This window comes from Rhizobium aouanii, assembly GCF_037002925.1.
Classification (GTDB): Bacteria; Pseudomonadota; Alphaproteobacteria; order Rhizobiales; family Rhizobiaceae; genus Rhizobium; species Rhizobium aouanii.
In genome coordinates this window covers 39,066-60,989 of sequence record NZ_JBAMYD010000020.1, presented here as the reverse complement: position 1 = coordinate 60,989, position 21,924 = coordinate 39,066, and the positions used below count along the sequence as shown (strand labels likewise).

General features: G+C 60.3%; 23 protein-coding genes. 16 read left to right on the top strand and 7 right to left on the bottom strand.

Annotated elements, in window-relative coordinates; all coding sequences use genetic code 11:
* The first annotated feature begins 38 nt into the window (after positions 1 to 38).
* The 5 genes from V8P77_RS29040 (at position 39) to V8P77_RS29020 (ending at position 5,853) form a co-directional block, all read left to right on the top strand.
* Positions 39 to 1,208, top strand: a complete 1,170-nt coding sequence (locus V8P77_RS29040) for a sugar ABC transporter substrate-binding protein (RefSeq protein ID WP_335915561.1) — start codon at positions 39 to 41, stop codon at positions 1,206 to 1,208.
* Positions 1,209 to 1,230: 22 nt separating this feature from the next.
* Positions 1,231 to 2,790, top strand: a complete 1,560-nt coding sequence (locus V8P77_RS29035; protein ID WP_335915560.1) for a sugar ABC transporter ATP-binding protein — start codon at positions 1,231 to 1,233, stop codon at positions 2,788 to 2,790.
* A complete protein-coding gene (locus tag V8P77_RS29030; protein WP_335915558.1) occupies positions 2,787 to 3,791 on the top strand; it encodes an ABC transporter permease in 1,005 nt (334 codons plus the stop codon). Before V8P77_RS29035 ends, V8P77_RS29030 begins: the two co-directional genes overlap by 4 nt.
* Positions 3,792 to 3,819: 28 nt before the next feature.
* Positions 3,820 to 5,247 (top strand): L-arabinose isomerase family protein, encoded by a 1,428-nt coding sequence (locus V8P77_RS29025; protein WP_335915557.1) that lies wholly within the window; start codon positions 3,820 to 3,822, stop codon positions 5,245 to 5,247.
* Between the two features lie 375 nt (positions 5,248 to 5,622).
* Entirely contained in the window at positions 5,623 to 5,853 is a 231-nt protein-coding gene (locus tag V8P77_RS29020; RefSeq protein WP_335915555.1) for a hypothetical protein, read from the top strand.
* Between the two features lie 58 nt (positions 5,854 to 5,911).
* Here V8P77_RS29020 and V8P77_RS29015 read toward each other — a convergent pair whose 3' ends face one another.
* On the bottom strand, positions 5,912 to 6,211 hold the full coding sequence (locus V8P77_RS29015; RefSeq protein WP_335915553.1) for a hypothetical protein: 300 nt from the start codon (positions 6,209 to 6,211) through the stop codon (positions 5,912 to 5,914).
* Between V8P77_RS29015 and V8P77_RS34845 the strand changes: the two genes are divergently transcribed.
* On the top strand, positions 6,143 to 6,286 hold the full coding sequence (locus V8P77_RS34845) for a KTSC domain-containing protein (protein ID WP_373694618.1): 144 nt from the start codon (positions 6,143 to 6,145) through the stop codon (positions 6,284 to 6,286). The genes V8P77_RS29015 and V8P77_RS34845 overlap by 69 nt on opposite strands.
* A gap of 40 nt (positions 6,287 to 6,326) precedes the next feature.
* Here V8P77_RS34845 and V8P77_RS29010 read toward each other — a convergent pair whose 3' ends face one another.
* From V8P77_RS29010 to V8P77_RS28985, 6 genes are all read right to left on the bottom strand, one after another.
* Positions 6,327 to 7,052: an SDR family oxidoreductase gene (locus V8P77_RS29010; RefSeq protein ID WP_132613080.1), complete on the bottom strand. Its 726-nt coding sequence runs from the start codon at positions 7,050 to 7,052 to the stop codon at positions 6,327 to 6,329.
* 11 nt (positions 7,053 to 7,063) lie between these two features.
* Complete coding sequence (locus V8P77_RS29005; RefSeq protein WP_335915551.1) at positions 7,064 to 8,125, bottom strand: ABC transporter ATP-binding protein; 1,062 nt, start codon at positions 8,123 to 8,125, stop codon at positions 7,064 to 7,066.
* Positions 8,126 to 8,187: 62 nt separating this feature from the next.
* Positions 8,188 to 8,394, bottom strand: a complete 207-nt coding sequence (locus V8P77_RS29000) for a DUF2160 family membrane protein (protein WP_335915550.1) — start codon at positions 8,392 to 8,394, stop codon at positions 8,188 to 8,190.
* 4 nt (positions 8,395 to 8,398) lie between these two features.
* Positions 8,399 to 9,235, bottom strand: a complete 837-nt coding sequence (locus V8P77_RS28995) for a carbohydrate ABC transporter permease (RefSeq protein WP_335915549.1) — start codon at positions 9,233 to 9,235, stop codon at positions 8,399 to 8,401.
* A gap of 4 nt (positions 9,236 to 9,239) precedes the next feature.
* The gene (locus V8P77_RS28990) at positions 9,240 to 10,115 is read right to left on the bottom strand and encodes a carbohydrate ABC transporter permease (protein ID WP_017958930.1); all 876 of its coding nucleotides are present in this window, start codon (positions 10,113 to 10,115) and stop codon (positions 9,240 to 9,242) included.
* A 95-nt stretch (positions 10,116 to 10,210) separates the two neighbouring features.
* On the bottom strand, positions 10,211 to 11,644 hold the full coding sequence (locus tag V8P77_RS28985) for an extracellular solute-binding protein (RefSeq protein ID WP_335915547.1): 1,434 nt from the start codon (positions 11,642 to 11,644) through the stop codon (positions 10,211 to 10,213).
* Positions 11,645 to 11,940: 296 nt separating this feature from the next.
* On the opposite strand from V8P77_RS28985, the gene V8P77_RS28980 reads away from it, so the two are divergent.
* The 10 genes from V8P77_RS28980 to V8P77_RS28935 all read left to right on the top strand — a co-directional run bounded on the left by V8P77_RS28980 (position 11,941) and on the right by V8P77_RS28935 (position 21,797).
* Positions 11,941 to 12,825 carry a sugar phosphate isomerase/epimerase family protein gene (locus V8P77_RS28980; RefSeq protein WP_335915546.1) on the top strand — a complete coding sequence of 295 codons (885 nt, stop codon included), beginning with the start codon at positions 11,941 to 11,943 and terminating at the stop codon, positions 12,823 to 12,825.
* Between the two features lie 62 nt (positions 12,826 to 12,887).
* Entirely contained in the window at positions 12,888 to 14,102 is a 1,215-nt protein-coding gene (locus tag V8P77_RS28975; RefSeq protein WP_335915545.1) for an ROK family transcriptional regulator, read from the top strand.
* A 30-nt stretch (positions 14,103 to 14,132) separates the two neighbouring features.
* Positions 14,133 to 15,110, top strand: coding sequence for a tagatose kinase (locus V8P77_RS28970; RefSeq protein ID WP_335915543.1), 978 nt, complete (start codon positions 14,133 to 14,135; stop codon positions 15,108 to 15,110).
* Positions 15,110 to 16,387: a D-tagatose-bisphosphate aldolase, class II, non-catalytic subunit gene (locus V8P77_RS28965; protein ID WP_335915655.1), complete on the top strand. Its 1,278-nt coding sequence runs from the start codon at positions 15,110 to 15,112 to the stop codon at positions 16,385 to 16,387. Before V8P77_RS28970 ends, V8P77_RS28965 begins: the two co-directional genes overlap by 1 nt.
* A 30-nt stretch (positions 16,388 to 16,417) precedes the next feature.
* Complete coding sequence (locus V8P77_RS28960; RefSeq protein WP_335915542.1) at positions 16,418 to 17,143, top strand: SDR family oxidoreductase; 726 nt, start codon at positions 16,418 to 16,420, stop codon at positions 17,141 to 17,143.
* A gap of 11 nt (positions 17,144 to 17,154) precedes the next feature.
* Complete coding sequence (locus tag V8P77_RS28955) at positions 17,155 to 17,928, top strand: SDR family NAD(P)-dependent oxidoreductase (RefSeq protein ID WP_335915540.1); 774 nt, start codon at positions 17,155 to 17,157, stop codon at positions 17,926 to 17,928.
* 138 nt (positions 17,929 to 18,066) lie between these two features.
* Complete coding sequence (locus V8P77_RS28950; RefSeq protein ID WP_335915539.1) at positions 18,067 to 18,891, top strand: class I fructose-bisphosphate aldolase; 825 nt, start codon at positions 18,067 to 18,069, stop codon at positions 18,889 to 18,891.
* 22 nt (positions 18,892 to 18,913) lie between these two features.
* Positions 18,914 to 20,068, top strand: a complete 1,155-nt coding sequence (locus tag V8P77_RS28945) for a Gfo/Idh/MocA family protein (RefSeq protein ID WP_335915537.1) — start codon at positions 18,914 to 18,916, stop codon at positions 20,066 to 20,068.
* Positions 20,068 to 20,739: a D-lyxose/D-mannose family sugar isomerase gene (locus tag V8P77_RS28940; RefSeq protein ID WP_335915536.1), complete on the top strand. Its 672-nt coding sequence runs from the start codon at positions 20,068 to 20,070 to the stop codon at positions 20,737 to 20,739. The genes V8P77_RS28945 and V8P77_RS28940 overlap by 1 nt, the downstream gene beginning before the upstream one ends.
* Positions 20,739 to 21,797 carry a carbohydrate kinase family protein gene (locus V8P77_RS28935; RefSeq protein WP_335915535.1) on the top strand — a complete coding sequence of 353 codons (1,059 nt, stop codon included), beginning with the start codon at positions 20,739 to 20,741 and terminating at the stop codon, positions 21,795 to 21,797. Before V8P77_RS28940 ends, V8P77_RS28935 begins: the two co-directional genes overlap by 1 nt.
* Positions 21,798 to 21,924: the final 127 nt, after the last annotated feature.

Below are 21,924 nucleotides of genomic sequence, written 5' to 3'. Positions count from 1 at the left end.
CGCTGCCGGGGAGGGTAGCGGCTGGGAGGAGAATAGATATGAAAACTCACGCCAGACTGCTGGTCGCAGCCGCTTGCCTCGCCGCATCTGCTGCCTATGCCGATGATTTCCACGGGTTCGATCCCGCGAAGTTCGACGGCAATATGCTCTCGGCCGAGGCTCTCAAGGCCATGGCCGCCGACGCGTCCAAAGTGACGCCTCCGAAAAACGGCAGCAAGTACAGCATCGGCTTCGCCAATCTTCAGCGTGACATCGCTTTCGGCGTGCTCGTGGAGAAAGGCATTCAGGCAAACGCCGATGCTGCCGGCGTGGAACTCGTTGTCGCCGACAACCGCCTCGATGGGCCGACCGCGCTTGCCAATGCCAAATCTTTTGCCGAACGCAAGGTTGACTACGTCATCGAGTTTCAGACCGACGCAAACTTCGGTCAGACCGTGATGGACGTGTTCAAGCAAGACGGCACCAAGGTCACGGCAATCGATATCCCTATGCCCGGTGCAAGTTTCTTCGGCGTGAACAATCCGAAGTCCGGTTTCATGGGCGGGTCCTACCTTGCAACGGCTGCGGCAAAACAGTTTGGCGCGGACACGGTGAAAAGCGGCTATCTCGTCATCGGCGCACTGCCCCAGTCGGGCGTTATCCCGCGCATGCGCACGGAAGGTCAGCGCGCCGGCTTCCTGGCCCTGACCAAGGATTTCCCGGCCGACCACATCATCGAGATCGATACGAAGAACACGCTGCAGGAATCCTATACCCAGATGAACAACGTACTCGGCCGCATTCCGCCGGGCGCGCCGATCTTGATCATTGCGATCAACGACCAGGCGACCATGGGCATGCTGCAGGCCGTCCGGGCAGCCGGGCGCGTCGATCAGGCCATCGCCGTCGGCAACGGCGCGGATGAAGCCGAGGCGCTTGCCACGGACCCGAAACTCGTGGCGGCTACGGGTTCGTTTCCAGGCAGCTACGGGAATTATCTCATTCCGATTGCACTGTCTGCGCTTGCCGGCAAGGCCGTGCCGGAGGCTACCTTCGTCACCCATCAGATGGTAACCAAGGCAAACATCTGCAAATTCTACAAGGAATTCGCCTGCGCCGGCGAAGCCGACGGTTACATGTTTCCCGAGGCAGAGTTCGCAAGCTATCTCTCTGGTCTGAAAAAAGAGGATTGGTTGAAGGGGTACGAGGCAATTCTCCCCAGGCAATGATCTGGGGTCGGAGGCGATTCTGATGCAGACCGTATCGAGCACGGAGAACCGCGTGGCGCGGCTCCAAATCACCAACGTGACCAAGTCCTTCTCCGGCGTGCAGGTCTTGAAAAACGTCACCTGTTCGGCCGATGCCGGCGAGGTCGTGGCGCTGCTCGGGGCTAACGGTGCAGGCAAGTCCACGCTGATGAAGATCCTGTCCGGCGTCTATTCCTGCGACGCCGGACAGATACAGATCGATGGGGCCGCAGTCGACATCACGTCGGCACGTGCGGCCATAGCATCGGGCATTCGCTTGATGCCGCAGGAACTATCCGTGCATCCGGACTTGTCGGTTGCGGAGAACATCGCATTGGGATCGATGCCCAAGCGCAAGATCGCCGGCATAAGTTTCGTCGACCGTGCCGCCATGCAGAGGCAAGCGACGACGCTGCTCGGCCGACTGAAGCTCGGTCATGTCTCTGCGAGCCGGAGAATGGGATCGCTATCGCTTCCGGAGCAGCGGATCGTCGAGATCGCCCGGGCATTGGCCGGCGAGGCTCGTATTCTGATTATGGATGAACCGACTGCTGCACTCGGAGAAGCAGATGCCGAAACGCTGTTCGGGGTGATCGATGCGCTTCGCGCCGACGGGGTCACGATCATCTATATCTCCCACTACCTCGACGAGGTGTTTCGCCTCTCCGACCGGATCGTCGTGTTGCGGGACGGCGAGGTACGCGGACAGTTCCAGACGAGCGCCACCAGTCACGACGAGGTGCTGCGGGCGATGCTGGGAGGCGATCTCGGCGATCTTTTTCCGGCAAAGCCGCAATCCCTGCCGGACGAGACGATCCTGGCTGTCGAAGGACTGTCGCTGCCAGGCTGGCTCAGCGACGTGTCCTTTTCGGTGCGCCGCGGCGAGGTCCTGGGTGCGTTCGGCCTGATCGGCTCCGGGATTGAGAAGGTCGGCAGAGCCATTTATGGGGCGGAGCCCAAGGCGAAGGTCCGTTCAATCCGGATGGGGACAGCCGAAATGGCGTTGTCGAACCCGCGGGCAAGCATTCGAAGCGGTATCGGTTTCGTTGCAGCCGAGCGCAAGCGGCAAGGCCTGATCGCCAACCTCACCGTCCGTACCAACACGACCCTCCCTTACCTCACGCGCTTTACGCGCTTCGGGCTCGTCGATGACAATCGGGAGCGGGAAATGTCGCAACACTGGATCCGCACCCTGCGCGTCAAGACGACGGGTCCGGAGCAGGAGATAAGACTCCTGTCCGGCGGCAACCAGCAGAAAGTGTGCCTGGCGCGATGGCTGCTCGGCGACCCCAAGCTGCTCATTCTCGAGGAACCGACCCGCGGGGTCGACCTCGGCGCTCGACGAGAGATTTATGAGGAGATCCGCCGGCTCGCAGCGAACGGATTGGGCATACTCCTCGTCTCATCGGACGCTGAGGAAGTCGCCGGTCTTGCCGACCGAGCGATCGTCTTCGAAGAGGGCCGCGCCGTGGCCGCACTGGGAGCCAATGCATCGGCCGCCGAGCTGATGCAGGCGGCGGAGTCGCACTCCGTGTCTGCTGCGAACGAATTGGAGAAAGCATGAACAAGTCAAACTCGATCGTTGCAAGCGAACCCAAGACAACCAGCCAACGCCAGTCGATGACGGAGATCCTTGCCAGACCGGCCGCCGGTATCGTGGTTCTGCTGGGCTTCTATGTCATCCTTCTTGCGGCTTTCGCTATGCTGTCGCCGTTCTTTCTTTCGGTGAGCAATCTTGCCAATATCGGCACGAACATGGCCTTCATCGGGCTCATGGCCGCAGCCGGAACGCCACTGATCATTGGCGGTGGACTCGACCTGTCGGTGGCTGCCGTTGCCGGACTGGCCGGCGTCATCGTCGCATTGATGCATTCCAACGGGATCAATATCTGGTTTGGATGCCTGACAGCCTTGGTCGTCGGCGCCGGGGTCGGAATTTCGAATGGGGTGATCGTCACCAAGCTGCGCCTCAATCCCCTGATCGTGACACTCGGGACGATGAGCATCTTCTCGGGCCTGTCGATGGTCATGACGGGTGGCTTGAGCAAGCCGCTCTTCGTGCCGGCCTTCAACTGGCTTGGTTCAGGCCGCATCTTGTCCGTGCCGTTTCCCGTCATCGTCATGCTGATCGTCTTTGCCGTCCTCTGGCTCGTGCTTGCCAAGACGCCGTTCGGGCGGTTTGTCTACGCAACCGGCGGCAATCCCGAGGCCAGCAGCCTTCTCGGCGTGCCTGTCGAGCGCACCCAGATGATCCTCTACGTGATCTCAGGCATTTCAGGCGCTGCCGCTGGTATCATTCTTGCAGCAATGCTCGGCGCGGCAGCCCCGAATGCAGCAAGTCAGCATCTGCTGACGATCATCGCCGCTATCATTCTTGGAGGCACGAGCCTCTTTGGCGGGCGGGGAAGCGTCTGGGGTACGCTGATTGCGGTGCTGATCCTCGGAACTCTGAACAACGGCCTGACCCTCATGAACGTGTCCAGTTTCTGGCAGGATGTCACGCGCGGTGTCGTGTTGCTTCTGGCCGTGGGCCTCGACCAGCTTCGTGTCCGCCTGCAGGGCTGACCCCGCCATAATTCCAGGAGAAAATGGAATGTCTGATCGCCCTTTGAAGGCCGGCCTGTTCGGTATCGGTCTGGAGGCCTATTGGCCGCAGTTTGACGGTCTCGAAGCAAGGCTGCGTGGATACGTGGACGTCGTCGCGTCCAAGCTGGAACGGCCCGGGGTCGAAGTCGTCAATCTTGGCCTCGTCGATACGTCGGAGAAGGCCGTCGATGCCGGCCATCTGTTTCGTCAGGCCGATGTCGATATCATTTTCCTTTACATCACCACCTACGCTCTATCGTCGACCGTCTTGCCGGTCGTTCGGCGTGCAAAGGTGCCGGTCATTATTTTGAATCTGCAGCCGGCTGGTGCGATCGACTACGCGTCCTTCAACGCACTCGGCAACAGGACTGCCATGACCGGCGAGTGGCTGGCGCACTGCGCTGCATGCCCGGTGCCCGAGATTGCCAATGTGTTCACTCGAGCGGGCATTCGGTTCCACCAAGTAACAGGCGTTCTCAACGATGACCCGTTTGTCGACAACGAGATCGAGGAGTGGATCGAGGCTGCACGGGTAGCCCACGTCATGTCGCATAATCGCCTTGGCGTCATGGGGCGCTATTACAACGGCATGCTCGATATCTATTCCGATCTCACAGCCCAAAGCACGGCATTCGGGACACACATCGAAGTGGTGGAGATTGACGAGCTAGCACGCCTCAGACGCGATGTTGGCGAGGCGGAAGTGGCGGCCTGCTTGGACAGAATCCGAACGGAATTCGACGTGCAGCCGGATTGCGATCCGAACGAACTGGCGCGGGCGGCAAGAACTGCCGTCGCGCTACGCAAACTCGTCGACGCAAAGCGTCTCGGCTCGCTCGCCTATTATTACGAATCGGTGTCCGGGCATGAATATGAGGACGTCATCACGTCGGTAATCGTTGGTTGTTCGATGCTCACCGCCGAAGGCATACCGGTTGCTGGCGAATATGAGATCAAGAACGCGCAGGCCATGAAGATCATGGACAGCTTCGGCACCGGGGGTTCCTTCACCGAATACTATGCAATGGATTTCGATGCAGATGTGGTCCTGATGGGCCATGATGGCCCAGGCCATACCAAAATTGCAGAGGGTCGAACCAAGATCCGTCCTCTGGAGGTCTATCACGGTAAGGTCGGCTCCGGCGTTAGCGTCGAAATGTCGGTTAAGAATGGCCCGGTCACACTGCTCTCCGTGGCGGAGTGCGCCGGAAAAGTGAAGCTGTTGTGCGCCGAAGGACAATCGGTGCCCGGGCCGATCCTGGAAATTGGAAACACCAACAGCCGCTATCAATTTCCAATCGGGGCGCGCGCGTTCGTCGAGAATTGGAACGCCGAAGGACCGGCGCATCATTGCGCAGTCGGCGTCGGACACATTGGGAGCAGCATCGAAAAATTAGGAAAGCTGTTGGAGGTCGAATTCGTGAGAATTTGCTAATTGTCAAAAATATTTCTCGCTGCGGGAGCTGCTTGACGAATAATAAGACCCGTCAAAACGATCGCAGCTCCTCTACCCATCTGCCGGCGTTGCTCCGGAGCCTCAAGGGGTGCGCCTGAGCCAGCGCGTTGAAGCTCCTCGGGGCATGAACACTCATCGCGCCGGTCGCGGTAAATGTGGCCGCTTTCGTGTTTGGCGGCCGTAGTGGCATGCTGATGGCAGCGCCAAACCTCGCAGCGAGGGCATAAAAACAGCGTGGCCGGCGCGATGGATAGCCGTGTATCGACGGGGCGTTCGTTTCAACGGGTCTCATATCGTGATGGCCTGATGGGAACCGCGACTCCGCCCGTCCGTTACCATTGAGCAACGGAGGAAATGGACATGCGCAGGAAAAAAGCCATCGTCGAGGCGGCGCTCGAGTCCGAGTACGAGCGCCAGGCACTGGGGATCATGAATACGGAGCAAGCTCTGAAGCTTGAGGATTCCGACGGTCTTGTCTTCAGCCATCCGGATAAAGAGGCAGGAGTGACGGATCACTTCGTTGATCAAGATGAGCTGCGCCGATTGGTGCGGCGGTCAACGTCGCCGCTTCCCGTATCGCAATGATAGGCCTGCACTACATGTAGTGTCGAATTGACAGCGAAGCACAACATAGGTTTATATCTTATTTGCCTAAATTGTGATTCGAGGAGTGTCCAATGGCAAAGAGCGAGACAACGTCAAAGAAGGCGGGCAGCGCCGCTTCGAAGGTTCTAAAATCCGAAAGCACGGGCAAGAATTCGAAGACGGCGGCAGGTTCGGCTCTTACGCAGCGTCCTAACAAGAAGAAGTAGCGATGCCACTTCTTCATTCGTCCGCCATTAGCCGGGCGGAATACAATCCCGGCAGCCGCACCTTGACGATTTGGTTCGTCGAAAGCGGAGGGCCATACGATTTCTATGGAGTACCCGAAGCCATCTATCATGGCCTTCTTCGTGCTTCATCGGCCGGCACCTATTACAACACATATATTCGCGATCAATACAGCTCAAACCGTTGACTCGGGCGCGTGTCTGAAAAAGGCCCGGCGCTACAGAACCTCAAGCGATCATGTAACCGCCGTCCACCGGCATCGATATGCCGTTCACCATGGCAGCCTGGTCGGACAGCAGGAAAAGAACAACCTCGGCAATGTCTGCCGGCTCAGCGAAGCGTCCGACCGGAATTCGCTTCATCATCCCCGCGGCCTTTTCGGGATCGCTCCATGCCTTCACCGCCATTGGTGTCAACGTCACCGTCGGGTGGACGCCGTTCGCGCGGATGCCGTGAGGCGCGAGCTCTTTTGCCATGACCCGCGTCAAGCCATCCAATCCACCCTTGGACGCGCAATAAGCGGCGTGATCGGGGATGCCGACGAAGGATGCGACCGACGAGACATTGACGATGGCGCCTGGACGGCCTTCCTTGATCAGCGAACGGGCATATTCCTGGGCGACGATCATCGGAGCGCGCGTATTGACCGCGACAAGACGGTCGAATGCTTCGACGGTTGTCTCCAGGAACGGCTGAAGCTCGGTCGTGCCGGCGCAGTTGATAAGGAAATCTGCGGGAAGGGCAGCGATCGCCGCCTCTTTGGTCGCATCGGCATCCGCGAGATCGACCTGGATTGCCCGGCAGCCGAATTCCCCTCGCAGCGCTTCGACGTCGGCGCCGCTGCGGGTCAGGGCGACGACCTGCGCACCCCGTTCGACGAGCATCCTTACAATTTCGCGTCCGATGCCTTTGCCGGCGCCGGTCACGATGACAGTCTTTCCTTTGAACTCCATGGGTCGTCCTCCTACAGTCTCTGGCCTGTTTCGCGATCGAAGATATGCGCACGCCGAGGGTCGATGTGGAAGTACATCGTCCGTCCGGGGTCGACCTCGATACGCTCGCGGATCAGGGCGTCGATCGGCACGCCTCCCGTGCGGCCGAAGATCAATGTCTCCGAACCCGTCGGCTCGAACACCGATACTTCGACTGGAACGCCTTCTTCGCCGATCGTGATGTGCTCCGGCCGGATGCCGTAGGTAACGGCTCGTCCGTCATCCGCATTTGTATCCGCCATCGGAAGGGTGATGCCCTGGTCAGTGACGACGATCTTCCTGCCGTCCTGGGTGGCTATGCGGCCCTGAAGGAAGTTCATCGATGGGCTGCCGATGAAGCCGGCGACGAAGAGGTTGACGGGGAAGTCGTAGAGATCGAGAGGCTTGCCGATCTGCTCGACCCTGCCATCGCGCATTACCACGATCTTGTTGGCCATCGTCATCGCCTCGATCTGATCGTGCGTGACGTAGACGGTGGTGGTCTTCAGCCGCTGGTGAAGCTCCTTGATCTCGACGCGCATGGTGACGCGGAGTTTGGCGTCGAGGTTCGACAACGGCTCGTCGAACAGGAAGACCTGCGGATCGCGAACGATGGCACGGCCCATCGCCACGCGTTGACGCTGTCCGCCCGACAGTTGCTTCGGATAGCGGTCGAGATAACGCGTCAGATCGAGGATCTCGGCTGCCCTGCCGACCTTCTCGGCGATCTCCGCCTTGGGGCGTTTGGCCATCTTCAGCGGAAAGCCCATATTCTCGGCGACCGTCTTGTGGGGATAGAGAGCGTAGCTCTGAAACACCATCGCGATATCACGCTCCTTGGGGGGAGCGTTGGTGACGACACGGCTGCCGATCCGGATATCTCCGCTGCTGACCGTCTCCAGCCCGGCGATCATCCGGAGCAGGGTGGATTTGCCGCAACCGGATGGACCGACCAGCACGACGAACTCGCCGTCCTCGATGTCGACGCTGACGCCGTGCATGACCTGAAGAGAGCCATATTTCTTGGTGACGTCGCTAACCTGTACGTTTGCCAATGTCGTTCCCCCTAAAGCAGCGCAGTTTTTGTTTTGATGTTGTTGACGGCATTCATCATCTCTCATCCCTTCCAGACGATATAGGCGCCAAGCACTGCCGAGATTGCCGCCGCGAACCATACCGAAAGCCCGATCGGTTCGATGAACCGCATCCAGAACAGTGAGAGCGCGACCCAGATCACGATCGAGATGAAGAGCCGGTCGAACCAGTTCGTTTCGATCGGCAGAAACCCCGGCTTGGGTTCGTTATTTCCTGATTGAGACGTCATCGTTTCATCCTTTCACGGCGCCGAAGGTCAGGCCGGCGACGATGTGACGCTGCACCACCGAAAAGACGATGAGCGCCGGAACCAAGGTCAGCATGGAGATCGCAGCCATGATGCCCCAGGCCGTCCCCGTCGTCGTCACATATTCCGACAGGCCGGTGGTCAGAGTGCGGGCATGGAAGTTGGTGAGCGTCGCCGCCAGCAGATATTCGTTCCACGCAAACACCCAGGTCAGGATCAGCGTCACCGCAAGTCCGGGCCGTGCCAAAGGAAAGATGATATCATAGAGCACGGTCCATGGGCTCGCGCCGTCCATGTAGGCCGCCTCGTCCAATTCCTTCGGAATGCCTTCCACGGTCGGGCGCAGCGTCCAGATGGCGAAGGGAAGGTTGAAGGAGCAATAGACCAGGATCATGCCCAGCTTGGAATCGGCGAGCGAGAAGTCGCCGATCTTGTAGACCTGCGTCAAAAGCAGGAAAAGCGGCAGGAGGAAGACCGCCGGCGGCGCCATGCGGTTGGTAATCGTCCAGAAGAAGATGCTTTCCTTGCCGGCGAGGTCGAAGCGCGTCAGGGCGTAGCAGGCAAGGAAGCCGAGCGTGGTGACGAGCAGCGCGTTGCCCGACGAAATGATCAGCGAGTTGAGCATGTATCCGCGCAAGGTCGGATTGGTCAGCACGTCCTGGTAGTTCTTCCAGAAGAAGCTCCGGAGAATGACGTCGGGCGTCGAAAACAGGTCGAAGGGCTGTTTCACCGATATGACGAAGAGCCAATAGATCGGGAATAGGGTGACGAAGCTAATCAAGGTCCACAGGAGGACCGGAAGCCAGGGATTTTTGGTCTTCATCGCTTCAACCTCTCTTCACGCGGGGTGCAATCAGGCCGACATAGAGCAGCCAGCAGACGACGATGGTGAGATAGAGAACGATGACGGAGATCGCCGAACCGTAGCCGTAATTCGTCTTGGGAAAGACTTCCCTGAAGATATGGACGCCGATGTAGCGGGTCGATGAGCCCGGGCCGCCGCCGGTCAGCATCAGGACTTCGTCGACGGTGCGCAGCGCGTCCATCAGCCTGATGAACACCGTGGCGAGCAGGGCCGGGCGGATCAGGGGGAGCGTGATGTGCCAGAAGATCTGGCTCTTGCCGGCGCCGTCGATCTGCGCCTGCTCGAACGGGTCTGATGGAAGCGAGACAAGTGCGGCGATCAGCGAGAGGGTGACGAGCGGCGTCCAGTGCCAGATATCCATGATGACAGTGACGGTGAAGGCCGCAACGGCGCTCTGGCCGATATTCAGATCGTAGCCGAACCAGCTCCTGAGAAGATAGGGAATGATGCCGATCGACGGCGTGGTCATCAGCTTCCAGACGGAGCCGACGATGATCGGCGCCATGATCAGCGGCAGAGTATGGATCGTGCGAAACACTGCTTTTCCGGGAAAGTCCTTAAGCAGCGCCTGGGCGAGGATGTAGCCGAGGACCAACTCCGACACGACCGCGAAGAAGACGAATGCCAGGGTTATGCCGAGCGATGCCAGGAACTGCGGGTCGAAGACGAGCCGCCGATAGTTCTCAGCCCAGTTGAAGATCATGCCCGGATTGGCAGCGAACGGGTTCCATGAATGGAAAGAGACCCAGAGGACGTAAATGAACGGAAATATCCCGAACAGTCCGAGGATCACTATGGTCGGTGACAGCAACAGCCACCCGAGCTTCTGCGAATGCATCGCCTATCCCCCATTGAACACTATGTGGACGTCCGCTCCATCAGGAGCGAAAGATGACGGGTCGTCGGAACGACCCGTCAGTTGGGGAGGATGCTTTATTTGCGATAACCGAGCGAGGTGAGCTCTTCTTCGGCTTTGGCCGCCATCTGGTCGAGGCCTTCATCAGGCCCGATGTTGCCGGTCAGGATGTCGTAGAAGATGGGAGCGGTCGCTTCACGCACCTGCGCATGGAAGGGGTAGGGGGGAGCGCCGGCGAAGAGCTTGCCGTCGTCCTTCAGCATCGTGTAGAAGCCGCCGAGCTTGACGTCCATCTCCTTCACTTTCGGATCGTCGAACGTCGCCGTATTGGTGATGCGTGGTGCGGCGATGGCCCAATCGGGCTGCACTTCGTTCTGGCCGATGAATTCGAGGAACAGCAGTGACGCTTCCTTGTTCTTGGACGTGACCGGCACGCCGAAGGCGCCGCCATCGTAGTAGCCGATATAGCCCTTTCCGGCTTTCGCGTCGTCCAATACGCCCGGCTCGAGCGGCGGCAGAGCGAAACCGACCTGGCCGACCACTTTCGACTGCGCCGGATCGCTTGCGATCCACGCGGCATTCTCACCGTAGATCAGTCCCTGGGCGACGCGGCCGGCGGCGAAGGTCGTTGCAGTTTCCGTCCAGGTCGACTGCGTCGATTCCGGAGGAGCGATGTCGCGCAGGTGCAGCCAGTACTTCAACGCGGCCTTTGCCTTGTCGCCGTTCATCGCGCCGCCATGTTCGACCGTCGCCGCATAGTTGTTCTTCGCGTCGATGCCCCAATTGTAGACGCCGAAGGTCGGCGCGATGGACTCGAAGAATTCATACCAGGACGCCGGATGGCCTGTATGTGCCTGAGCGGTGGTGCCCCAGAGCTCCATGCCGTTGTCCTTGCCGTACTTCGTGAAGAATTCGGCGATCTCGGTGTATTCCGCGTGTGTGGCCGCCGGCTTCAGGTCCTTGCCGGTTTCCTTCTTGAAGGCTTCCTTGATCTTCGGATCGTCGAAGAGGTCCTTGCGATAGAGATACGCCTTCAGGAAGGCTTCCATCGGAACGCCGAAGAGATCGCCGCTCGAGTCCTTGAAGTAGTCGGCAAAGCTGGTGAAGTTGGCGTCGTCATAGGTCGGCGCCTTCAGATCCGGTTGGTCTTTCAGCGTCTTCGTGATGTCGACGAGGAAATTCCTGGCGAGATAGGAGTAGATGATGTCCTGCTCGATGTAGACCATGTCATAGATGCCGGTCTTGGCTTCCATGTCCTTGATGGCCTTGTCGTACATCTGATCCCAGGACGTCGTCTCGATGTCGACCTTGATGCCGGTCTTCTTTTCGAATTCCGGAGCCAGCACGTTCCTGATGTAGTTCGATGGCGGGGTGCTTTCGGTGACGCCGTGCAGTGTCACGCCCTTGAATTTGGCGCCGGCGTCGGACCAGAAATCAGCCCAGGCCGGCGAAGCAGTCGTGGCGAGGCCGAGCGTCAGCGCAAGCGCGCTAGCCTTCAAAGCATAGTTCATTTTCAATCCTCCCAAAATGCAGCGAGATCATTTCGCCGGTCCTTTGTGTAGGCCAAAAAATCCACCGGCGCAACATTTGTTGTCTAAACATGCAAATGGGGGATCTATCCCATTGATTTTTGCAGAAAGTAATTTCCGGCGGAGGACGGAATGCAATGGTGAGAGGTATAATATATTGCATTGCAAGGTAATTTTGCAAAGCAGCAAAAAAATTACAGCCAAAATTATTTGTTGTCTTGCCAAACTAAATGGCATAGCACTGTCCGCAGCCAAAGGCATTTTTGGAGGAAAAGGCTATGCGTCGATTGGGTATCCATTCATTTGTATGGACAGGCGGCCAAACGCAGGAAGGGCTGGAAATGGCCCTCAACAAGACGGCCGAACACGGATATCGCACCATCGAATTTGCCTATCTGCGCCCCGAGAAATTCAATCTCGATCGATTGGCAAAGCTTGCGCAGTCGCTTGACGTGGAGATTGGCGTGACGATGGGCCTGCCACTCGACAGGGACGTATCGAGCGAGGACATGTCTGCGGTGTCTTCCGGCAAGCAGACGCTGGCCGACGCCGTTCGTGCGGTCCGTGATATCGGCGGCAACAAGCTCGGCGGAATTCTCTATTCCGCGCACACCAAGTACAATCGCCAGCCGACGAAGAAGGGCTGGGACAACAGCGTCGCCGCGATTGCCGCAACTGCGGAAGTCGCGAGACAAGCGAACGTCGACCTCGTGCTGGAGGTTGTCAACCGGTTCGAGACGAACCTCTTGAATACGGCGGCGCAGGGACTGAAGTTCATCGCCGAGACCGGATCGGAGCATGTCCGTCTCCACCTCGACACGTTCCACATGAATATCGAGGAAGCCAATCCGGCCGCGGCGATCCGCCTGGCCGGCGACAAGATCGGCTACTTCCACATCGGCGAGAGCAACCGCGGTTACCTCGGCGACGGCGTCATCAACTTCGATCTGATCTTCGACGCTCTGCTCGACATCGACTACAAGCGCGACATCGTGTTCGAAAGCTTCTCGACGACGGTCGTGGACGAAGGTCTGTCGCTCGCCTGCGCGATCTGGCGCGACACCTGGGAGGATAATGATCCGCTTGCGGCGCACGCGAAGCGCTATATCGAGCTGAAATATGACGAGGCCAAGCGCCGCCGCGCTACAAACGCGCGGCCCTGATTATCCTTCTGACAGCCTGTTCCAGTCGTGTAAGGGTTGGGCCGACTGAAGGGAATTGAAATATGAACGACACCGTCTCCATCGGAAGTTCGCCGCGCAGGATACGGCAGAACAATATCGTCGCCGCCTTGCAGACGATCTATGCCCACCGAAGCCTCAGCCGGGCGGATCTCGCCCGCAAGCTCGGGATGAATCGCTCATCCTCGGGAGAGATCGTCGCCGAACTGACGGAAGGTGGGTTCGTTCAGGAGTCGGATGAGAGCGGCAAGCAGCGCCTGGAGCATTCCCGTGCCGGGCGTCCTGGTATCATGCTCGAACTGGTCCCCGATGCCGCATTCTTCGTCGGGATCGAGATTGGCGTCGAGCATATATCGGCTGCAGTTGTCGATCTCTCCGCCGAAGTCCGGGCATGTCGGAAAATCGCGTTCGACACCATGTCTTCGACCGTGGAGGCGGCCGTGGCGCGGGGTGTCGAGCTCATTGTCGGCGCGATGACGAAGGGGATGATCGGACGGTGCAAAGGTCTCGGCATATCGGCGCCGGCCCACATCCGGCCGGACGGAACTGTCACCCTCGCACCCATCATCGGCTGGCGAGAGGTGTCGTTGAAGGAGATTGGCCGATCCGCCTTCCCGGCCGCCGTCCCGATCGCGGTTGAAAACGACGCCAACGCGTTTGCGATTGGCGACAGCTATCGTCACGGCGTCTCAGGCGTGACCCTGTTCCTGCTGATGGAAACCGGCGTCGGCGGCGGCATCATGATCGATGGCAAGCTGTTCCGGGGCGGCCACGGCCTGGCGGGAGAAATCGGCCACACCCTGGTGCCGGGAAGCGGCGGTCAGAAGTTTGAGCAGCTGATCGGTCGCGAAGTGCTGATCAGGCAGTATCGCGAGGCTATTGGACGTAAGCACGTCGATCTGCAGGAGTTCGTTGGCGACGTTCATGACCGTGTCCCGGCCGCGGTCAATATCGCCGAAACCTGGTCGCGCCATCTCGCATACGCATTGCTGCAGGCCTGTCGTCTGCTTGACCCCGACAGGATCGTGCTGGGCGGCTCCGTGGCAACCCTCTACCCGATGGTGGCGGCCCGCGTGGCGGTCCACATGTCGGAGGGCCAGAACATCGCTTTCCCCACGCCGGAGATCGTTGTGGACGATGATGCGGAGTTCGGTTCCGCCTTCGGGGCGGCGTGCATGTTGCACCAGCGCTTTCTGTCATTGGAGAGCGAGGAGTTCGGCGGCGAGGACGGTGCGCCGGTCCAGTCGGCGACGAGTTGAAGACAAGAACGATCGAAAGCAGGATTGCAAATGACTTCAGTACTGGCTCCGGACCCGCTTGGTCCCACCGTTTGCGTAGGGGAGATCCTCGTCGAGATCGTCGCTACGACGGTTGGAGACGGTTTTCTTAAAGCCCAGCCGCTCGTCGGTCCGTTCGCGAGCGGAGCGCCGGCGATCTTCATCTCGCAATGCGGGCGCCTCGGCGGCAAGGCCGCAATGGTCGGCGCCGTCGGCGATGACGATTTCGGTCGTGTCAATACGGATCGCCTCAAACGCGACGGCGTCGATGTTTCGACGATCTCGATCGATCCGGACTATCCTACAGGAAGCGCTTTTGTCCGCTACCGCAAGGATGGCTCCCGGGATTTCGTCTACAACATCGCCACATCAGCAGCTGCGCGTTTCGGCTGGTCTCAAGCGGTCGGTGATCTCATCAATCGGAGCGGGCATCTTCACGTGATGGGTTCGGCCCTGTCGGTCCCCAGCGCGCGCGAGGTGATCGACAAGGCGGTCGACATCGTCAAGGCACGCGGGGGAACGCTCTCGGTGGATCCGAACATTCGCAAGGAATTGAAGCTGGACGAGGACACCGAGCGTCGCTTTTCCAAGCTTGTCGCTGCCGCCGATCTGCTTCTGCCGTCCGGAGAGGAGCTTGAGCGTGCCGCCGGTGTCGAAGGGGAGGCAGAAGCGATCCGCCGCTTGTTCGAGGTGGGCGTCAAGGAGATCGTGCTGAAGCGCGGAGCCGAGGGCGCGACCTATTTCGGCAGGGGCGGAGACCGCATCGACGCTCCGGCATTTGTCGTTCAAGAGGTCGACCCCACCGGCGCCGGCGACTGCTTCGGCGGTGCCTATCTCACCTGCCGGCGGCTTGGAATGTCTCCGCAGCAAGCTCTGACCTATGCCTCGGCCGCCGGCGCCCGCAACGTGACGGTTCTCGGTCCGATGGAGGGCGCCGGCACTCAGCAAGAACTTGATGCGTTTATCGCTTCAACGGAAAGGCACCCGTGATGCAGGTGCATCTCAACGAACTGGCCAGGCTGAGGATCGAAGGCCACCCGAGAGGCGTGACCTCCGTATGCTCGGCCCACCCGATCGTGCTTCGGGCCGCGCTCCGACACGGGCGGCAACAGGCAAGCACCGTCCTGATCGAAGCGACTTGCAACCAGGTCAACCACCTCGGCGGCTACACCGGAATGACGCCAAGCGACTTCGCGTCCCTCGTCGGCAAAATAGCAGTCGAGGAGGGGTGCCCCGAAAATCTGATCGTTCTCGGTGGCGATCACCTCGGCCCCAATCCCTGGCGCGACCGCTCGGCAGAAGAGGCCATGGCCGAGGCGGAGAAGATGGTCGCCGCCTATGTCGAGGCGGGGTTTCGCAAGATTCACCTCGATGCCTCGATGGGCTGCAAGGGCGAGCCGGTGGCGCTCGACGACGAAACCACCGCCCATCGCGCCGCCCGGCTTGCGGCGGTCGCCGAGGCCTCAGCGAAGAAGACCGGCGGCGCAATGCCGGTTTACGTCATCGGCACTGAAGTGCCGCCGCCGGGAGGGGCCGACCACGCCCTGACAACGATCGAACCGACGGCGGCCGCAGCGGCGCTGGAGACGATCGAAGTCCACCGCCGGATCTTTGCGGAGGCCGGACTCGGGCAAGCGTTTGGACGGGCCATCGGGCTGGTCGTTCAGCCGGGCGTCGAGTTCGGCAATCAGAATGTCATCCTGTACGACCGGAGCAAGATAGACGCGCTGAAATCGGTGCTCACCAAGGAGCCGCAGTTCGTCTTCGAGGCGCACTCGACGGACTATCAGGGGACCCGGCCGTTGACCGCACTGGTCGAGGACGGCTTTCCCATTCTGAAGGTCGGTCCCGAACTGACCTTCGTCCTGCGCGAGGCGCTCTACGCACTGGATGCGATCGCGTCGGACCTCTTGCCCGATTACGGCCAGCGTCCTCTCTACCAGGCGATGGAGGCGCTGATGCTCGATCAGCCGGGCAACTGGAGCCGCCACTACCACGGCACAAACGCCGAGATGCGCTGGCTGCGGCATTACTCGCTGTCTGACCGCATCCGCTATTATTGGGCGTCGGCTGAAGCACAAGATGCCGTCCGGCAGCTGTGCGAGGCCCTTCGAGGGCAAATCGTACCGCTGCCATTGCTGTGGCAGCACCTGCCGGCCGCACAGGATTTCGCAGATGCGCCGCTCGATCCGGAACAGCTTTTGATCTGGAGAGTGACGAAGAGTCTCTCGGACTATCACGCCGCCTGCGGCGTCGGGAAGAATTAACAATCAGCATCAAGACAGGAGGAAAAATCGATGACGGAATTGAATGGGAAGATCGCGGCGGTCACGGGTGCTGCGTCCGGAATAGGACTCGCTTCGACGGAGGCAATGCTCGCCGCAGGCGCGACGGTCGTGCTGGTCGACCGCGATGAGAAGGCCCTTGAGAAGGTTTGTGCCCGGCTTGGCGAGCGCGCTATTCCGCTGGTGATCAACTTGCTGGATTCGCACCAATGCGCGGGATTGCTCGAGGGCATCCTGTCGAAGACGGGCAAACTCGATATCCTGCATGCCAATGCAGGCACCTATATCGGCGGCGACCTGATGGAGACCGATCTCGATACCATCGACCGGATGCTCAATCTCAATGTCAATGTCGTCATCAAGAACGTTCGAAACGTCATTCCGCACATGATCGAACGCGGCACCGGCGACATTGTCGTCACGAGTTCTGTCGCCGGACACTCGGCGATTCCATGGGAACCGGTCTATTCGTCGTCGAAATGGGCGATGACCTGCTTCGTCCAGACGATGCGACGCCAGCTTCTGAAAAGTGGCATTCGCGTGGGGTCGGTTTCTCCAGGGCCGGTGATCAGCGCTTTGCTTGCAGATTGGCCGGAGGAAAACCTTCGCAAGGCCAAGGAGGCCGGAGCCTTGATCGAGCCGAAGGAAGTCGCCGACGCGATCATCTTCATGCTGACCCGGCCGCGCAACGTCACCATCCGCGATATCGTCGTGCTGCCAAGCGCCTTTGACATTTGAGGAGACGTGAGATGAGCTACCAGCAGAAATTTCGCCTCGACGGCGAACGGGCGGTGGTCACAGGCGGAGGGCGTGCGATCGGTCTCTGCTGCACCGAGGCACTGGCGGAGGCGGGCGCCGCCGTCGTCGTCATCGAACGCAGCGAGGCCGACGCCGAGCAAGCGCTTGCTCTCTGCGACAGAGGCTACGACATCGAAGTCCGGGTGGGCGACGTCACCGACGCGGCCCGAATGGAGGCGATCGCGGCTGAGCTCGCCGATGGCGGCCGGCCGGCGACCGTCCTGGTGAACAATGCCGGAATTGGCCAGAGCGGCATTCCGGCGGAGGATCTCACCGACGCCGATTGGCTGCGCATGATGGACGTCAATCTCAACGGCGTCTTCTGGTGCTCGCGCGCCTTTGGTCGTCCGATGATTTCAATGAAAAGGGGCGCCATCGTCAACCTCGGCTCGATGTCGGGGACGATCTGCAACCGGCCTCAGCCTCAGACGGCCTATAACGTCTCCAAGGCGGCGGTCCATCACCTCACGCGTTCGTTGGCCGCCGAGTGGGCGCAGCACGGCATCAGGGTAAATGCCGTCGCACCCACCTATATCGAGACACCGATGGTGGTGGCCGTCGAAGCCAATCGCGAGCGTATTCCGCTCTGGCTCGCCGATACGCCGATGGGAAGAATGGGAACGCCGGAGGAGGTTGCCAGCGCGGTCCTCTTCCTCGCCTCGGACGCGGCCAGCCTCATGACCGGGGCAATCGTCAACGTCGATGCAGGATTTACCTGCTGGTAGTCGGTCCCGGACGAGGCGCGAGCGGCGCTTCGTCCGTATCGGAAAGGCCAGTATGGAAACGTTACCACATTATCTTGACTCGCATTCCGGCTGTGTTTATCCAAATGTGGAAACGTTGCCATATTGGGAGGAAGCTTGATGAAATCCGCGCGGTTGAACCGACTTTTCGGCGTGTCTGGAAATTGTTTTGACGTTGCTATCGATCACGGCATGTTCAACGAACGAACCTTCCTCGCCGGCATCGAAAACATGAAGACGGCCATCGAGGTGATCGCGCAAGCGGCGCCGGATGCCATTCAGCTGCCGCCGGGGACCGCACCCCTTCTACAGGCGATCCCCGGCAAGCAGCGTCCGGCACTGGTGCTGCGCACCGACATCGCCAACATCTATGGCAATCCCCTGCCGTCTCAGCTGTTCTCCGAAATGATCGACAGGGCGGTGGAACAGGGCGTTGCATTGGATGCCGCCTGTGTCGTCGCCAACCTTTTGATGCTGCCGGACCAGCCGGAGGTCTACCGCGCCTGCGTGCGCAATGTGAACAGCTTGAAACGCGAATGCGAGATCTATGGCATGCCGCTGATGGTCGAGCCGCTCGTCATGCAGGACAATAGCAAGGGCGCCTATATGGTCGACGGCGCGATCGACAAGATCCTGCCGCTTGTGCGCCAGGCGGCCGAACTCGGCGCCGATATCATCAAGGCCGACCCCTGCGACAATGTCGAGGAATATCACCGCGTGGTCGAGATCGCCCAAGGCCTGCCGGTGCTCGTGCGCGGCGGCGGTCGCGTTTCGGATCAGGAAATCCTGATCCGCACCAAGCAGTTGATGGAGCAGGGCGCCCGTGGCATCGTCTATGGCCGCAACGTCATCCAGCATCAAAATCCCGCCGGCATGACGCGGGCCTTGATGGCGATCGTCCATGACAAGGCTTCCGTCGAGCAAGCCTTGCTGCATATTGGCTGACGCGCGTCTGGGAGGAGATGTCATGACGAAAATATTCCGCTTCGGCGTCATCGGTTGCGGTCTGATGGGGCGCGAGTTCGCGAGTGCTGCGGCGCGCTGGCTGCATCTGGCCGATGTGAAGGCGCGACCGGAAATCGTCGCCGTCTGTGACACCAACGCGACGCTGCTCGACTGGTTCAGGGATCATGTGCCGACCGTCCGGCAGTTCACCGCCGATTATAAGGAGCTTCTGGCCAATCCCGAGATCGATGCGGTCTATTGCGCTGTCCCGCATGTGCTGCACCAGCAATTCTACATCGACATCCTGGAGGCCGGAAAACACCATCTCGGCGAAAAGCCCTTCGGCATGGACGCCGCGCAGAACCGGGAGATCATGGCGGTTCTCGCCGAGCATCCCGAACTTCTGGTCCGCTGCTCGTCGGAAATGCCTTTCTTCCCCGGCGCGCAAAAGGTCATCGCGCTCGCAAAAAGCGGCCAGATGGGGGATATAATCGAAGTCGAGGCGGGTTTCCTGCATTCTTCGGATATCGACCGGCAGAAGCCGATCAACTGGAAGCGCATGGCCGATATCAATGGCGACTATGGCTGCATGGGTGATCTCGGCATGCATGTGCTGCACGTGCCGCTGCGTCTCGGCTGGCGCCCGACCACCCTGCATGCGCAATTGGTCAAGAAGGTCACCGAACGTCCTGACGGCAAGGGCGGCATGCTGCCCTGCACCACTTGGGACAATGCCACGATCAGCAGCCGCGTGCGCACTGGCGATCAGGATTTCCCGATGGTGCTGAAAACCTGGCGCATCGCGCCCGGCGAATCCAACACCTGGTACATCCGCATTCTGGGCATGAAGAAGAGCGCGTTCTTCAGCACGAAGTCGCCGCGCCAATGGCAGTGGATGGACTATAATGGCGGTGCCCAGGCCTGGAGCACCGAGGATCTCGGCTATGGCTCCCTGTTTCCAGCCATAACAGGCAAGATTTTCGAGTTCGGTTTTGCCGACGCCATTCAGCAGATGTGGGCGGCCTTCGTCGATGAGCTTGCCGGCGGCAATGCCAACGGTTTCGGCTGCGCGACACCGGCCGAGGCGCAGGCGCATCATGCGGTCCTGACGGCAGCCCTCAAATCCGGCCGCGAGGACATCGTTGTACCGGTCGAGTATGACGAGGCGTCGGCCTGATGAAGCGCTCCGAGATCAACGCCGCGTTGCTCAGGGCAACCGAGACCCTCGAGCGCTGGCACTGGTCGCTGCCGGCATGGGGCTTGTGGACGGCGGCGGATTTTGCCTCTCATCCCGAGGCATCGGCCTATTTGCACGCTCATCAGCTGGGTTGGGATGTCACCGATTTCGGCTCGGACCGCTTCGCTGAATGCGGTCTCGTGCTCTTCTGCTTGCGCAATGGCATCGTTGATATCAGGGGTGAACGGACCTATGCCGAAAAGCTGCTCTTCGTTGGCGAAGGGCAGGTCACGCCGACGCACCGTCATGCGGCGAAGATAGAAGACATCATCAATCGCGCCGGCGGCGATCTCGTCATCGAATTCGCCGCAACCGATGCCGATGGCAATGTGCTGGCGGAGGATGTGACGGTGCCGGTAGACGGGCTGCCGCACCGGCTCGCGGCATGGGAGCCGTTGATCCTCCAGCCTGGCCAGAGCGTAACGATCCGCACCGGGCTTTACCACCGCTTTTACGGCAGGAAAGGCGGCGGACCTGTGCTTGTCGGCGAGGTCAGTCAGGTCAACGACGACAACAGCGATAATTTCTTTCTGGAGCCGATCGCACGTTTTGCCGCGATCGAAGAAGACGAGCCGCCGCTCAGACCATTGTGGAACGAAGGAGTCAGCTGATGCGAGCCGGGGAGGAGGTTCATGATCGCGACATTCGGAAACAGGGCGGCATCGTCTGCGCCGGAAACTTCATCGTCGATCGCGTCCACACCCTGTCCTATTGGCCAGAACAGGGCAATCTCGCGCATATTCTGCACCAGGATCTGGGCGTGGGGGGTGGGGCCGCCAATGTCGTCACCGATCTGGCCTCGCTCGGATTTCCCGGAAATCTGGCGGCAGCGGGATGCATCGGCGCCGATCAGGACGGAGAGATCGTCAAGGCGCGCCTTGCGGTTGCCGGCGTCGATGTCGGGGGGCTGACCGCGCTTGCCGACCGGGTGACGGCGCATACGCATGTCATGAATGTGCCCGGCCAGAACCGGACCTTCTTCTATCATGGCGGCGCCAACGATGCCGTCACGGATGAGCTTGTCTCACCCGCGGTCTTCGCCACGGCCGGCTATCGGCTGTTCTATCTCGGTTATCTCATGCTGTTGCCGGGTCTCGACCGAATAGGTCCCGACGGCCGTTCGGGAGCGTCGCGCCTGCTGGAAGCCGCGCGCCGCGCCGGCCTGACGACCTGCGTGGATTTCGTATCGAGCGAAGACCCGGAATTTGCGGCCAAGGTCGGCGTCGCTCTGCCCTTCTGTGATTTCCTGATCATCAACGAGATGGAGGCAGGGCGGGCAACCGGCGTTATCGTTCGCGATGCGGAGGGAGATTTGATCGAGCCGGGGCTTTTGGAAGCGGGCGAGCGCCTGCTTGCGGCTGGTGTCGCCAAGGGCGCGATCATCCATGCGCCGGAAACCTGCTTCTGGTTTTCGCCCGGCGCTTCTCCGATCATGACGCGTTCACGACCCGTCGATCCCGATGACATCGTCAGTACCGTCGGCGCAGGAGACGCTTTCTGTGCGGCCGTGCTCTACGGGCTGCATGAGAACTGGCCGGTCGAGCATATCTGCGCCGTCGCCCATGCCGCAGCTGCGCGTTGCCTCAAGGGGGCGACGGCCACCGATGGCATCCCCGACATGTCCGTCCTTCTTCACGAGGCGAAGGAGACGAAGCCGGAATCCGCTTAGCCCATTGGCGCCGCCTCAGGAGGGCGGCTCCGATTATCGTTCAGTCAAAAGGGGAGGAGCAAACATGAAGCTATTCATTATGGCAGCCGCGCACGGCGCCTTTGCCGATTTAGGCGCGACCGGGGAG

Excerpts from the sequence above, each read along its gene's own strand:
- V8P77_RS29040 (WP_335915561.1), top strand. The coding sequence starts at position 39 with ATGAAAACTCACGCCAGACTGCTGGTCGCAGCCGCTTGCCTCGCCGCA.
- V8P77_RS29035 (WP_335915560.1), top strand. The coding sequence starts at position 1,231 with ATGCAGACCGTATCGAGCACGGAGAACCGCGTGGCGCGGCTCCAAATC.
- V8P77_RS29030 (WP_335915558.1), top strand. The coding sequence starts at position 2,787 with ATGAACAAGTCAAACTCGATCGTTGCAAGCGAACCCAAGACAACCAGC.
- V8P77_RS29025 (WP_335915557.1), top strand. The coding sequence starts at position 3,820 with ATGTCTGATCGCCCTTTGAAGGCCGGCCTGTTCGGTATCGGTCTGGAG.
- V8P77_RS29020 (WP_335915555.1), top strand. The coding sequence starts at position 5,623 with ATGGACATGCGCAGGAAAAAAGCCATCGTCGAGGCGGCGCTCGAGTCC.
- V8P77_RS29015 (WP_335915553.1), bottom strand. The coding sequence starts at position 6,211 with ATGATAGATGGCTTCGGGTACTCCATAGAAATCGTATGGCCCTCCGCT.
- V8P77_RS29010 (WP_132613080.1), bottom strand. The coding sequence starts at position 7,052 with ATGGAGTTCAAAGGAAAGACTGTCATCGTGACCGGCGCCGGCAAAGGC.
- V8P77_RS29000 (WP_335915550.1), bottom strand. The coding sequence starts at position 8,394 with ATGACGTCTCAATCAGGAAATAACGAACCCAAGCCGGGGTTTCTGCCG.
- V8P77_RS28995 (WP_335915549.1), bottom strand. The coding sequence starts at position 9,235 with ATGAAGACCAAAAATCCCTGGCTTCCGGTCCTCCTGTGGACCTTGATT.
- V8P77_RS28990 (WP_017958930.1), bottom strand. The coding sequence starts at position 10,115 with ATGCATTCGCAGAAGCTCGGGTGGCTGTTGCTGTCACCGACCATAGTG.
- V8P77_RS28985 (WP_335915547.1), bottom strand. The coding sequence starts at position 11,644 with ATGAACTATGCTTTGAAGGCTAGCGCGCTTGCGCTGACGCTCGGCCTC.
- V8P77_RS28980 (WP_335915546.1), top strand. The coding sequence starts at position 11,941 with ATGCGTCGATTGGGTATCCATTCATTTGTATGGACAGGCGGCCAAACG.
- V8P77_RS28975 (WP_335915545.1), top strand. The coding sequence starts at position 12,888 with ATGAACGACACCGTCTCCATCGGAAGTTCGCCGCGCAGGATACGGCAG.
- V8P77_RS28970 (WP_335915543.1), top strand. The coding sequence starts at position 14,133 with ATGACTTCAGTACTGGCTCCGGACCCGCTTGGTCCCACCGTTTGCGTA.
- V8P77_RS28965 (WP_335915655.1), top strand. The coding sequence starts at position 15,110 with ATGCAGGTGCATCTCAACGAACTGGCCAGGCTGAGGATCGAAGGCCAC.
- V8P77_RS28960 (WP_335915542.1), top strand. The coding sequence starts at position 16,418 with ATGACGGAATTGAATGGGAAGATCGCGGCGGTCACGGGTGCTGCGTCC.
- V8P77_RS28955 (WP_335915540.1), top strand. The coding sequence starts at position 17,155 with ATGAGCTACCAGCAGAAATTTCGCCTCGACGGCGAACGGGCGGTGGTC.
- V8P77_RS28950 (WP_335915539.1), top strand. The coding sequence starts at position 18,067 with ATGAAATCCGCGCGGTTGAACCGACTTTTCGGCGTGTCTGGAAATTGT.
- V8P77_RS28945 (WP_335915537.1), top strand. The coding sequence starts at position 18,914 with ATGACGAAAATATTCCGCTTCGGCGTCATCGGTTGCGGTCTGATGGGG.
- V8P77_RS28940 (WP_335915536.1), top strand. The coding sequence starts at position 20,068 with ATGAAGCGCTCCGAGATCAACGCCGCGTTGCTCAGGGCAACCGAGACC.
- V8P77_RS28935 (WP_335915535.1), top strand. The coding sequence starts at position 20,739 with ATGCGAGCCGGGGAGGAGGTTCATGATCGCGACATTCGGAAACAGGGC.